12 protein-coding genes and 1 pseudogene are annotated in these 12,216 nt (G+C 73.2%); 5 read left to right on the top strand and 8 right to left on the bottom strand.

What is annotated here, in order from left to right; translation table 11 throughout:
* The first annotated feature begins 244 nt into the window (after positions 1 to 244).
* Entirely contained in the window at positions 245 to 2,191 is a 1,947-nt protein-coding gene (locus ABGB16_RS11455) for an anthranilate synthase family protein (protein ID WP_347667982.1), read from the top strand.
* A 60-nt stretch (positions 2,192 to 2,251) separates the two neighbouring features.
* On the opposite strand, the gene wrbA is transcribed toward ABGB16_RS11455, so the two are convergent.
* Positions 2,252 to 2,872: an NAD(P)H:quinone oxidoreductase gene (wrbA, locus tag ABGB16_RS11450; protein WP_347667981.1), complete on the bottom strand. Its 621-nt coding sequence runs from the start codon at positions 2,870 to 2,872 to the stop codon at positions 2,252 to 2,254.
* 148 nt (positions 2,873 to 3,020) lie between these two features.
* On the opposite strand from wrbA, the gene ABGB16_RS11445 reads away from it, so the two are divergent.
* Positions 3,021 to 3,611 carry an HAD-IA family hydrolase gene (locus ABGB16_RS11445; protein WP_347667980.1) on the top strand — a complete coding sequence of 197 codons (591 nt, stop codon included), beginning with the start codon at positions 3,021 to 3,023 and terminating at the stop codon, positions 3,609 to 3,611.
* Between the two features lie 211 nt (positions 3,612 to 3,822).
* On the opposite strand, the gene ABGB16_RS11440 is transcribed toward ABGB16_RS11445, so the two are convergent.
* A complete protein-coding gene (locus ABGB16_RS11440) occupies positions 3,823 to 4,437 on the bottom strand; it encodes an HD domain-containing protein (protein ID WP_347667979.1) in 615 nt (204 codons plus the stop codon).
* Between the two features lie 208 nt (positions 4,438 to 4,645).
* On the opposite strand from ABGB16_RS11440, the gene ABGB16_RS11435 reads away from it, so the two are divergent.
* A complete protein-coding gene (locus ABGB16_RS11435) occupies positions 4,646 to 5,761 on the top strand; it encodes a winged helix DNA-binding domain-containing protein (protein WP_347667978.1) in 1,116 nt (371 codons plus the stop codon).
* Positions 5,762 to 5,825: 64 nt separating this feature from the next.
* Here the strand turns inward: ABGB16_RS11435 and ABGB16_RS11430 are convergent.
* Positions 5,826 to 6,533 (bottom strand): annotated as a pseudogene (locus ABGB16_RS11430) (ATP-binding cassette domain-containing protein); the annotation flags it as partial.
* Between ABGB16_RS11430 and ABGB16_RS11425 the strand changes: the two are divergent.
* Together ABGB16_RS11425 and ABGB16_RS11420 are read left to right on the top strand one after the other, a co-directional pair.
* Positions 6,459 to 6,695: a VOC family protein gene (locus ABGB16_RS11425; RefSeq protein WP_347668004.1), complete on the top strand. Its 237-nt coding sequence runs from the start codon at positions 6,459 to 6,461 to the stop codon at positions 6,693 to 6,695. The pseudogene ABGB16_RS11430 and the gene ABGB16_RS11425 overlap by 75 nt on opposite strands.
* 227 nt (positions 6,696 to 6,922) lie before the next feature.
* Positions 6,923 to 7,198, top strand: a complete 276-nt coding sequence (locus tag ABGB16_RS11420; protein WP_347667977.1) for a hypothetical protein — start codon at positions 6,923 to 6,925, stop codon at positions 7,196 to 7,198.
* Positions 7,199 to 7,581: 383 nt separating this feature from the next.
* Here ABGB16_RS11420 and ABGB16_RS11415 read toward each other — a convergent pair whose 3' ends face one another.
* From ABGB16_RS11415 to ABGB16_RS11395, 5 genes are all read right to left on the bottom strand, one after another.
* Positions 7,582 to 8,292, bottom strand: coding sequence for an HAD family hydrolase (locus ABGB16_RS11415; RefSeq protein WP_347667976.1), 711 nt, complete (start codon positions 8,290 to 8,292; stop codon positions 7,582 to 7,584).
* Positions 8,293 to 8,459: 167 nt separating this feature from the next.
* On the bottom strand, positions 8,460 to 9,632 hold the full coding sequence (locus tag ABGB16_RS11410; RefSeq protein ID WP_347667975.1) for a hypothetical protein: 1,173 nt from the start codon (positions 9,630 to 9,632) through the stop codon (positions 8,460 to 8,462).
* Between the two features lies 1 nt (position 9,633).
* Positions 9,634 to 10,155, bottom strand: a complete 522-nt coding sequence (locus ABGB16_RS11405; protein ID WP_347667974.1) for a SigE family RNA polymerase sigma factor — start codon at positions 10,153 to 10,155, stop codon at positions 9,634 to 9,636.
* 113 nt (positions 10,156 to 10,268) lie between these two features.
* A complete protein-coding gene (locus ABGB16_RS11400) occupies positions 10,269 to 10,886 on the bottom strand; it encodes an RloB family protein (RefSeq protein WP_347667973.1) in 618 nt (205 codons plus the stop codon).
* 5 nt (positions 10,887 to 10,891) lie between these two features.
* Positions 10,892 to 12,175, bottom strand: coding sequence for an ATP-binding protein (locus ABGB16_RS11395; protein WP_347667972.1), 1,284 nt, complete (start codon positions 12,173 to 12,175; stop codon positions 10,892 to 10,894).
* Positions 12,176 to 12,216 lie beyond the last annotated feature (41 nt).

Below are 12,216 nucleotides of genomic sequence, written 5' to 3'. Positions count from 1 at the left end.
CCGGCGTCCGCCGCGGCGCGCGGGACGGCGGCACCGGTCCCGTACGGCGGGATCGGATGCCCGGGTGTGGCCCCGGCGCGTAGGCTGACGACATGCCCGCGCACCTGTCCAGCTGGTGGCCCGCCGACCCGGCGGCCCGCCCCCGCGCGTAGCTTCCCACGCGGCCGCCCGACGAGGCGGTCGCCGGTCCTCCCCGGTCCCCGGGCCGCCCCCGACGGGTGCCGCCCAGCCACCAGGAGACCCGATGACCAGCCCGCACGACCTGCTCGCCGCCGCCGGCGCAGGCGTCGACCCCGGCCCGTTCGCGCTCGTACGCCGCGAGGGCGCCGACCACCTCGACCTGTTCACCGGCACCGTACGCGCGGTCGACCGGCTCGCCGACGTCCCGCTGCCCGACGGGCCGCCCGGGCCGCGCACGCTGGCGCTGGTGCCCTACCGGCAGCTCACCGAACGCGGGTTCGCCTGCATCGACGACGGCACCCCCCTGGAGTGCCTGGAGATCACCGGGCACGCCCGGATCCCGCTGACCGACGCCCTCGCTGCCCTGCCGACCACCCCGGTCGTCACCACCGGCGCGGGGTTCGACACCGGCGACGCCGAGTACGCCGACACCGTGGCCCGCGTGCTCGCCGAGGAGATCGGCCGGGGCGAGGGCGCCAACTTCGTCATCCACCGCACCATGCGCGCCACCGTGCAGGGCCGGCCGCTGGTCGCGGCCCTGTCCGCGCTGCGCCGCCTGTTGACCCGCGAACGCGGCGCGTACTGGACGTTCGTGGTGCACACCGGGCAGCGGACCCTCGTCGGGGCCAGCCCGGAGCGGCACGTCAGCGTCGACGACGGCCTCGTCATGATGAACCCGATCAGCGGCACCTTCCGCCACGGCGGCACGGCCGACCGCGACGCCCTGCTGCGGTTCCTCGCCGACCCCAAGGAGGTCGAGGAGCTGTACATGGTGCTCGACGAGGAGCTGAAGATGATGGCCACCGTCGCCGAGCACGGCGGGCAGGTCGTCGGCCCGTACCTCAAGGAGATGGCGCACCTGGCCCACACCGAGTACCTGCTGGCCGGGCGCGGCTCCCTCGACGTGCGGGACGTGCTGCGCGAGACCATGTTCGCCCCCACGGTCACCGGCAGCCCCATCGAGAACGCCTGCCGCGTCATCGCCCGGCACGAGGCGACCGGCCGGCGCTACTACGCCGGAGTGCTGGCCCTGCTCGGCCGCGACGACGCCGGCCGGCAGACGCTGGACGCGCCGATCCTGATCCGCACCGCCGAGCTCTCCCCCACCGGCGAGCTGCGCGTGTCCGTCGGCGCCACCCTGGTGCGCCACTCCACGCCCGAGGGCGAGGTGGCCGAGACCCACGCCAAGGCCGCCGCCGTGCTGGCCGCCCTCGGCCTGCGCCCCGACGCCCCCGCCCCCGGCCCGGAGCCCGCCCCGCGGCTGGCCGACGACCCCGAGGTACGGGCCGCGCTGGCCGCCCGCAACGCGCCCCTGGCCCGGTTCTGGCTGGACCAGCGGACCCCGAGGACGGCCGTCCTGCCCGGGCTGGCCGGCCGCCGCGCGCTCGTCGTGGACGGGGAGGACACGTTCACGGGCATGCTCGCCCACCAACTGCGTGCCCTCGGGCTCACCGTCGAGGTGACCCCGTGGCACGCGCCCGCCCCCGACGCCGGACAGTACGACCTGATGGTGGCCGGCCCCGGCCCGGGCGACCCCCGGGAGGTGGACCAGCCGAAGATGGCCGCGCTGCGCGAACTGCTCGCCGAGCGGCTGGCCGGCGGCCGGCCCACGCTGGCCGTCTGCCTCGGCCACCAACTGCTCTGCGGGCTCCTCGGCCTGCCGCTGCACCGCCGGGAGGCGCCGTACCAGGGGTTGCAGCGGGACGTCACCGTGTTCGGCGCGACCCGGCGGGTCGGCTTCTACTCCACCTTCACGGCCCTGGCCGACGCCGACCGGGTGCCCACCCCGTACGGGCCGGTGGAGCTGTCCCGCGACCCGGCGGACCGGGCGGTCCACGCGCTGCGCGGGCCCGGCTTCGCCGGGGTGCAGTTCCACCCGGAGTCGGTGCTCAGCCGCGACGGCCTAGCGGTCCTCGCCGACCTGCTCGGGCACCTGCTGTCGGCGCCGCCCCGGGTCGGGCCGGGCCGGCTGCCGGCCGGGACGGCGCATGGAACGGCCGAGCGGGGGTAGGGATGCGACGACCGGCGGCCCGGGCGGGTCGAGAGCCCCCGCCCGGGCGCCGGTCCCCCGTCAGCCCCCGGCCAGTCCCTTCTTCAGCGCGGCGCCGATCTGCACCGCCCGCCTCGCCGTCAGCGCCGTCGCGGACAGCGCCACATGGTCCGGCGCGATCTCGCCGTTGTTGCTGGTGTGCGAGGCGCCGTACGGGTTGCCGGCGACGAACTGACTCGGGTCCGTGTAGCCGGGGGTCACCACGACGCCGCCCCAGTGGTAGAAGACGTTGAACAACGACAGCAGCGTCGACTCGTGCCCGCCGTGGGCGGTCGCGATGGAACAGAACGCCGAGTAGACCTTGTTCGCCAGCGCGCCCTGCGCCCACAGCGGCCCGGTGGTGTCGATGAACTGCTTGAGCTGGGCGGCGATCATCCCGTACCGGGTCGGCGAGCCGAAGATCACCACGTCGGCCCAGGCCAGGTCGTCCGGCTGCGCCTCCTCGACGTTCTGCGTCTCCAGGCGGTGCGCCTGCCACCCCGAGTTGGAGCGGATCGCCTCGTCCGGCGCCAGCTCACGCACCTTGCGCAGGCGTACCTCCGCGCCGGCCTCCCCGGCGGCCTCGCACGCCGCCCGCGCCATCTGGTACGTGATGCCGGTCGCGCTGTAGTAGATCACCGCGACCTTGATCGGGCCAGCCATCAGTCGTCCCCTCCTCGGCTCGGGTCAGCTCCGGCGCTACCCGTTACTTGCCGCGTCAAACGGCCGGAGTGCGCCCGCCGGCTCTGACCAGGGCGGCGGCGGTCACACGACGAGGTGGCCGGCCCCGGGCGGGCGGTACCCTGCTGCGGTGATCCTGCCCCTGCCTCCCGGCGACTTCCAGGCCTACCTCTTCGACTGCGACGGCACCATCGCCGACTCCATGCCCCTGCACTACACCGCCTGGTGCCAGGCCCTCGGCGAGTGGGGCTGCGACTTCCCGGAGGACCTGTTCTACGCCTGGGGCGGCCGGCCGGTGGCCGACATCGTCGTCACCCTCAACGAACAGCAGGGCCTGGCCATGCCGGTGGACGTCGTCGCCCGGCGCCGGGAGGAGCTCTACCAGCAACTCCTGCCGACCCTCACCGCCGTACCCGGGGTGCTGCGGCACATCCAGGACGCCCACCGGCGCGTCCCGTTCGCCGTGGTCTCCGGCAGCACCCGCGAGTCCGTCACGGCCTCGCTGAAGGCCCTCGACCTACTCGACAGGTTCGACGTGCTGGTCTGCGCCGGCGACTACGCCAGGGGCAAGCCCGACCCGGAGGCCTTCCTGCTCGCCGCCCGGCTGCTCGGCGTCCCGCCGCGGTCCTGCCTCGTCTTCGAGGACGCGGACCTGGGCATCCAGGCCGCCACCGCGGCGGGAATGGCCTCGGTGCGGGTCCCGGAACCCCGGAAGCGCTGACACCCGGCCCGCACACTGGCGCCGGCTCAAAATTTACGCAAGTTCCTGACACAACGGGCTCTGAATCGTCGGCGCACGGCATGCTGAACGGACCGGCGCCAGCGGTCGGGACCGCCGCCCCGCGCCGGTCGGCCTGACACGGGGGATCGCGCTCCGCCGGCGACGGGGGCCGGCGAAGCGCGATCAGGGGAACCGACACTGATGACCTCGGTCACCTCCCGGCGTCGCCTTCGCGCTCGCGTACGGGATGAGCTGCCTGAAAGGCGAGCCGGCGGTCCGAGTCGGCGGCGAGTCGGTCCAGGATGTCGTCGAGGTCCAGGAAGGCGCGCCACGGCTCCTGGCCGGTCGCGCGGGTCAGCCGCTCGACGACCAGCTGCTCCAGGTCCGCGACCCGCTTCCCCTTCCAGACCTTGTCGGCCAGGCTGACCAGTAGGTCGTCGACGCCGGCACCGGCCAGGTGCCAGGAGGCGTGGGTACGCGCGAAACGGGCCAGCGACTCGTCGACACCGCACCTGAGCAGCAGTTCGTGGCCGGCGTGCTCGTGGGCGGATCCGGGCCCGGACAGTTCCTCGGGGTGCAGCACCTTGCCGATGTCGTGGGTGGCGGCGCCGAAGAGCACCGCCGAGCGATCCATCCCGAGCTGCGGGAACCGGTCCGCCACCGCGTCCGTGAGCCACACGGCCACGTCGTGGACCGCCCGCAGGTGCGCGGCCAGGCGCGGCGGCGCGTGCAACGCCTCCAGCAGGGCGACCACCTCGTCAGGCAGCGGGCACAGCGGCGGGTCGCCGGGCGCGGTGAGTGCGCGGTGCAGCGCGTGGGACGTCACCGGTCAAGGAGTAGTGGAAGGAGAGATGGACGACAACCTCGATCCCGTCTGCACGCCGCGCTTCGCGGACGGAAGCACCATCGACGTGACCGTGCACCCCCGACGACCATCGCCGGTTCACCCTCACCGAGTATCCGGGCCAGCTTTCCGCCGTGGGGTGTCGGACCGGTCGCCTATGCTGGCCGCCGACCCACGGAGGGAGGCGGCCTTGCCCGTACGGCTCACCGGCGCCGAGGCGCTCGCGCTGCGGATGACCAGCCTGCTGCTGCGCCCGCACCCCACCGCCCGTCCCGAGGGCGTGGCCGGGGTCGTCGAGTGGTTCGGCGCGATGCAGGCGCAGGACGCCGCGAGCGGGCTGTGGTCGCTCGGCGCGCGGCTGCCCGGGTGGACGCAGGCCGACGTGCAGGAGGCGCTGGAGCGGCGGGAGGCGCTGCGCACCTGGCCGATGCGGGGCACGGTGCACCTGGTGCCGTCCCGGGACGCCCGCTGGATGCTGGAGGTCACCGGGGTGCGCGCGCTCGCCGGGGCGGAGCGGCGGCGGGCCGTGCTCGGCCTCACCGAGGCCGAGGCCGACCGGGCCGCCGACGTGCTCGGCGCGGCGCTGGCCGGCGGCGGGCGGCTGACCCGCGCGGAGTGCGTGGCCGCGCTCACCGCCGGCGGCGTCGACGCCGCCGGGCAGCGGGCCTACCACCTGCTCTGGTACGCCGCCCAGCGCGGCGTCACCTGCATCGCCCCGCACGTCGGCACCGAGCAGACGTTCGCCCTGCTCGACGAGTGGGTGCCGGACCCGCACCGCCCCGACCGCGACGAGGCGCTGGGCATCCTGGCGCTGCGCTACTTCCGCAGCCACGGCCCCACCACCCGGCAGGACTTCGCCGGCTGGACGGGCCTGACCGCCACCGACGCCAAGCGGGGCATCGCCGTGGCCGGCGACGCCCTGGCCACCGTCTCCGTGGACGGGGTGGAGGCGGTCCTGGACGCCGCCCTGCTGGACGCGCCCCGCACCCCGCTCGACGACGTGCTCGCCCTGCCCGGCTTCGACGAGTACCTGCTGGGGTACAAGGACCGGTCGCTGATGGTCGACCCGGTGCACAAGCAGGCCATCATCCCCGGCGGCAACGGGGTCTTCCAGCCCACGGTCGTCCGGGCGGGGCGGGTGGTGGGCACCTGGAAGCGGTCCGTCGGCAAGACCCGGGTGAAGCTGTCCGTGCGCCCGCTGGCCGCCCTCGACGCGTCCACCCGGGCCCGGGCGGAGGACGCCCTGACGGCGTACGCCCGGTTCCTCGGCCTGCCGCCGGCGGTGGACTGGGCCGACGTCTCCTGAGCCGTGTCGGGGACATGGCGGTGTCCGGTGTCTCTGATGCCGCCACGTCCCCAAGCGCGGGACGTCAGTCCGCCAGGGCGCCGGACGCCCGCCCGTCGTGCAGCGTCAGGTTGCGCCCGGTCGACGGGTCGAACAGGTGGATCTTCTCCAGGTTGAACCAGACCCGCCGACGCTCCCCCTCGACGGCGAAGTACACGTACTTGTCCGAGCCCATCGACTCGACGATGTCCACCGGCGCCTCGAACTCCATGCCCCGGCGGCGGGTGTCGTCGTCGACCAGCTCCGCGTCCTCGAAGTGTTCCGGGCGGATGCCGAGGATCAACTCCCGGGGCGCGTCGGCCCCGGAGAGCTGGCGCCGGACCCGGTCGCCCACCGGCACGGCGCCGAGCGACGTACGCAGCCGGCCGTCCTCCACCGCCGCGGGCAGGAAGTTCATCGACGGGGAGCCGATGAAGCCGGCCACGAACAGGTTGTGCGGGTGGTCGTACAGCTCCTGCGGCGGGCCGACCTGCTGCACCGCGCCACCCCGCATGATCACCACCCGGTCGCCGAGGGTCATCGCCTCGGTCTGGTCGTGGGTGACGTAGACGGTGGTGGTGCCGAGCTGCTTCTGCAGCCGGGACACGACCGTGCGCATCTGCACGCGCAGCTTGGCGTCCAGGTTCGACAGCGGCTCGTCCATCAGGAACGCCTTCGGCTGGCGGACGATCGCCCGGCCCATCGCCACCCGCTGCCGCTGCCCGCCGGAGAGGTTCGCGGGCTTGCGGTCCACCGCATGCACTGGGACGTGGACCTGGCCGGGCCGGACCCGACCCGGCTGATCACCGCCGGGGCGACGCTGCTGCGCGAGCCCGACGCCGACATCCGGTGGTGGGTGCTGGCCGACCCGGAGGGCAACGAGTTCTGCGCCTTCGCGCCCGGGCCGGCCGCCTGACGCGCCGCCGTCGACGTCGACACGCCTCCGGTCCACCCCGGCCTGCCCGAACGGCTGGTATCGGCGCGAACCGTCCGCCGCCGTTCGCCCGCTTCGGCAGGATCATCCGGGGCACCGCACCTCCGACGCGAGCACCCTGCCGGTACGGCGTGCGGGTGGCCGCCGTACCGGCCGTGGTTTGGCCGGCGCCCGCGGTGGGGTACCGCACGCCGAGGAAGGGAGTGCCGATGTCGGAGCCACACGTCACGCTCGACCCGAGCGGGCTCGACCCCGTGCAGCGCAAGCTGCGCGGCCCGTTGGAGGATCAGCTGACCTCGGCGCTGCGGGCGGCCACCGACCGGGTCCGGGCGGACTACGCGGGCGAGCCTGTCGAGCAGGTCTGCCAGCGGCTGCTGGACGAGACGAGGGCCGGGTTGCACCCCGACATCGCCGCCGGCTTCGAGCCGGACATGGAGGAGTTCTGCCGGGTCGCGGTGGCCATCGTCCGGGGCGACGTGACCTGACCCGCGCCCCGGGTACGGGCACGGGTCAGGGCCGGGTCCGCAACTCCCCGGCCCTGACCCACCAGCCGTCCGGCGAGGCAGCGGAAAAACTCGCCGCCTCGGACGCGCGGGCGTGGCACACCGCCCACGCCGGGCCCGACACGACGATCCGGCCCGCCTGCACTCAGCTCCACGGTGCTCCGCCGCCGGACCACGGTGCGTTTCGGCTCACCCCGAAGAGCCGCGAACGCCGGCTCAGGTTAGGCGCGTCCGCGCAGGTGGGACAAGGTCGTCCGGGCCCGGTGCGGGGTGATTCATGTCAATGCCGAAAAACGGCATGTCCCCGTAACACGGTCAGCCCCACAGGCGCTGTTACCCACCGGGGACGGGTGGGACCTCCGGCCTCAGAAGTGCCGGAGCAGATCCGGGAAGGCCGCCAGCCGAAGCACGCCGGTGTCGGTGGGGTCCAGGTCGTCGTGCTCCAGCACCCAGGTGTTCTCGTTCGGGATGAACACCGCGCGCATCCCCGCCGCCCGGGCCGGCAGGATGTCCGACTTCGGGGAGTTGCCGATCATCCACGCGACTCCCGGATCGAAGCCGTGTTCCCGGGCCAGCCACCGGTAGGTCTCGGCGTCCTTCTCCCTGACGACGTGGGCGGCGTGGAAATGGTGCAGCAGGCCGCAGGCGTCGAGCTTGCGCTGCTGCTCCTCCCGGTCGCCCTTGGTCAACAGCAGCAGGCGGTACCGCCCGGCGAGGGCGTCGAGCGTCGCGGCGACCCCGGGCATCAGCTCGACCCGGTGCGCCACCAGCGCCTCGGCCAGCGCGTCGATCTCCCGGCGCTCCGCGTCGGTGGCCGGGCGCTCGCGCAGCCGCTCCAGGCACTCCCCCAGGCTGCGCAGGAAGACCTTGCTGCCGTACCCGTGGACGACGGCGTTGGCCCGCTCGACGTCGTCGAGGATCGCGCGGATCTCGGCGCGGTCCAGCGTCGGGTGGTCCAGCCAGTCCAGGAAGTCGTCGATCACCCGCTCGAAGAGGACGTTGTTCTCCCACAGCGTGTCGTCGGCGTCGAACACCAGCACCTCGGCGTCGCGGCGCCGCCCCGTGACCTGCTCCATCGGCTTCCTCCCCGGTAACCCGGGACACGGTACTGCCAACGGCTGATCAGCGGCACGCCGGTTTCGGCCGGGCCCCGTGTCGCCGACATGGGGGCATCCGCGCGGCTCGGACACCGCCATGTCGCCGCCATGGACTCGATCACAACGCCGGGACCCCGGTGGGCCGTTCACCTCTCGTTGAGCGGCCCGAGCAGCCCGTCGATCGCGGCCACCAGGGCTTCGCTGGGTTTGACGCCGCTGCTCTTTCCCCTGAGCAGAGCCTGGCAGGGCGACCGGCGCAGCCAGAACTCGGCGGTGGCACCCGTGGCGTCCGCCACGAGCAGGGTGTCGAGCGCCTTCGGCGGCCGGTAACCGGGATAACCACCGCAGGTGGTGGTCTTCGCCCGGTCGAAGGCGGCGTTGACGGTCGGGCGGAGCGCTTCGGCATCCTCCCGGTCACTGCGCTGCCCGGTCAGCCGGGCAAGATCGTCGCTGACCACGTACCGGCAGGCCGTCACCGCGACCAGCCGGGTCGGCAGTTGCGGGCGCCGGTCCGGGTTGTCGACCGAAATCCGGTCGTCCAGGCCGCTCCGGTCGGGGGTCAGGCGGAGCCGGCTGGCCGGAATGCTCGGCGCGCAGGCCGGGGTGGGGATCGTGTCCGGTGGCGTCACGGCGGCGAGCTGCGCCCGGTACCGATCGAAGAAGGTGGTGACCAGGGTGAAGTCGAGCCCGCGTCCACGCCCGTCGCTGACGGCCACCCGGCAGTTGGCATTGGTGTAGACGGTGACCGGCTCCCGATCGGGGTAGCGCAGGACGAAGGCGAGCTCGTGGTCGCGGGCCACGAGGGTGCAGCGGAGTTGCTGGGCGTCGCCGGAGTGCTCAGGCGACCGGGAGCCCGGGCTGGTCTGGTACGGCGGCATGGAGTTGAGGATCCGGACGACGTCCCCGACCCCGGCGGTAAGGACGCGGGGAGCGCTCAGCCCGGCCCGCGGCGGGTTCGCCGCGGGCACCTCGCACGCCGTGATCTCCACGGCGCCCTCGGGCGCCAGCGGCTCGCCGCCGCCGTACCGGGCCGATGCCAGGTCCGGGAACTCCCAGGTGCCGGCCGGACAACGGGGTTCCTCGACGGTGGGGCGGGTCGCCACCGGGGGCGTCGGGGTCCCCGCCCCGCCGGTGAACGCCTGCACACCGCCGACGCCCAGCCCCACGGCCAGCGCCACGGCGAGCGCGCTGCCGCCGACCACGCGCCGCCGGTGCCGCCGGACCCGCCGCGCCACCGCGCCCAGCCGGCCCGGGGGCGGCGCCAGCGGGGGAACCGCGTTCGTCAGCAGGGACCTGACGTCCTCGTCCTCGTGCCTCATGTCACGACCTCCAGGCGGCGAACAGCTCAAGGTTCGGATCGGTACGCAGGGCCCGCAGGGCACGGGAGGCCTGCACCTTGACCGTGTTGTGCGAGCAGCCGAGCAGTTCCGCCGTCCGGTCCACGGACAGGTCCTCCACGTAGCGGAGCACCACGACAGCCCGCTGCTGCCGGCTGAGCCCAGCCAGGGCGCGGCGCACCGCGTCCCGGTTGGCGGACTCGCCGGCCACGTCGCCGTGCTCGGGCTCCTCGGGCCGCGAACCGGGGATCTCGCCGCGCCAGCGGCGCCGCCACCACGACACGTACGTGGTGAACAGCGCCTTGCGCACGTACGCCTCGGGATGCCCGCCGGCAACGATCGTGGCCCAGCGGCGCCAGGCGACGGCCAGGACCGTCTGCAGCAGATCCTCGGCCCGCCCGGCGTCTCCGGTGAGCAGCCAGGCGGAACGCAGCAGCGCGTCGGAACGCGCCGCGACGAACTCGGCGAAGCCGTCCGGTGGCGCCGGTTCCTGGGGTCGTCGCATGGAAATGTGTACCTCCCGACTGGTGAACGCGTCGGGAGGGCGCTCAGGTTAACGCGGAGGCCGTCCGCAACGGCAGGGAGACAGGCGGCGCGGGTGAGGATGAGGTCGGCGACTCAACGCCCTTCCGGCTCCACAGCAGCCAGCAGCTCGTACATGCCGGACGAGGGGTTGTCGTCCGGGAAGCGGCTCCCGTCCCGCTCGTGGCGTCCGGCCAGCCGGGCCGCACGCCCAGCTGCCATCTTCCGGTGCGGCATGTACCGCTCCGCGTCGATGCGCTTGCCATCCCGGCCATCGAGCTTGCGGCTCATGCGCTCGGCTGCGGCTGTGTCCAGGAAGGCCGTCCGATCCTCGAAGTGGAGAATGAGCCACAGCTCGAAGCAGGGGTTCGAGATGGCGAGGCGGATCCCGTGGTCGGCCGCCAGTTGGATGGCCTGATCGAGGTTCGGATGGTGTTTCGGCCACTCGACGTCGAACACGCACCAGCACTCGTCGATCTCGTCGTCCCTGCTCCGTTCGATGGCGCGCCGCACGAGGGTGAGCGGCACTCCCTGGTTCGGATCGACCTCGATGTCGATGGCGGTGTTGCCGCGCACGTGGGGCAGTCGTTTGAGGGCGTTGATGTAGTCGGGTTCCGACGCCTCACCCTCGCAGAACACGACGATGGTCCTGCGCTCCGGCCGGCTGGCGGTCCGCCGCCTGAGGTCCTTCGCCTTGGTCCGTCTCGGCGCCACGGCGGTCAGCCGATCAGTCCGAGCGCGCGGAGCATTTCCGTCCGGTCGATGTCGGGGAGCGCACCGAAGCGTCCGTGCAGATACGCCTTCTCGAGGTTCTGCGAGCGTCTGACCCGCTCTCCCGCGAACTCGGCCAGAGCGCCGAGTCGGGTGGCGCCGTCCGCCGTCTTCTCGGTGAGCCAGACCTCGTCCCGGTTCAGATGGTTGAGCAGGCTCGTGTCGTGCGAGGTGAAGACCAACTGCGCGCCGTTCGGGTTGGTGGCCGGATCGTGGAACAGCCGGATGAGCTGCATGGACAGGGTCGGGTGCAGGCTCGCGTCCAACTCGTCGAAGAGCAGCAACGAGCCCGCCCTGAGCGCGGCGAGCACCGGGCCGATCAGGCGGAACCACGTACGCGTGCCCTCGGACTCCGCGGCGAGGTCGAAGGGAACCCGCTCCCCGGCAGTCCGGTGGACCAACCGCAACCGCTTCTGTTCATCGATCACCACGTCGTCGATGCCGAGGTCCGCCATCCTCAGCAGCGCCAGCGCCTGCGCACGCTCCGCCTCGAACGGCCCGTCTGAGTGCCCGATACCCGGCGACGCTGACTGCTCGGCCTCGACATATTGCTCGAACCAGCGGAGTGTGGAACTGGCGGTGGGTGGTGCGCGGAAAAACGAGGCGAGAATCCGCGCCTGGGACACCGGTCCGGCCACACGGTGGTGGTCTGGCGATTGTCCGAGCGGCTGAATGCCGAGCAGGCCGTTGACGAACCCCGAAACCAGGGGTTCGTCGAAGCGCCGGGCGATGGACAGCGCAAGCGAGCGGTCGGTGAGGAGCTCACGCGTGCCGGACAAGCTGCCGAGGCCCCGCTGAAGCGTCAGGCTGCCGCCCTCGCGCTCGAAGACCCGCCGGCGCTTCTTCTCCGGGTAGTGGAACAGGCCCTCGTAGTGGACCGCCGACTCGTCGAGTTCGACGACGTACTCGAATCGGACACCCGCGACGACGGACTCGACCGTGAACTCCGACGGACGGCCCCGCCCGCCGGTGAACGCGAACGGCTCGACGGGGATGCCGTCGTCCCAGAAGCGCAGGGAGTCCTCGACCGCGTTGCGCAACCACGTCAGGGCGGTGAGGACGTTCGACTTGCCCGAGGCGTTCGGGCCATAGATGGCCGCCACGGGCAGCAGGCTCTCCCCGAGGTTGGGCACCGGTCGCGCCTCGACCCGATCGCGGTCGACAGCGACCATCGACAACTCGACGGGGTCGAGTATCGAACGGAAGTTCGCGGCCTCGAACCGGATCAGCACGCTGTGACATCCCCTCTGTTCAGGCAGCGATCATAGCCCCA

Source organism: Micromonospora sp. B11E3, assembly GCF_039871625.1.
Lineage (GTDB): Bacteria > Actinomycetota > Actinomycetes > Mycobacteriales > Micromonosporaceae > Micromonospora.
This window is presented reverse-complemented; position numbering and strand designations above follow the sequence as displayed.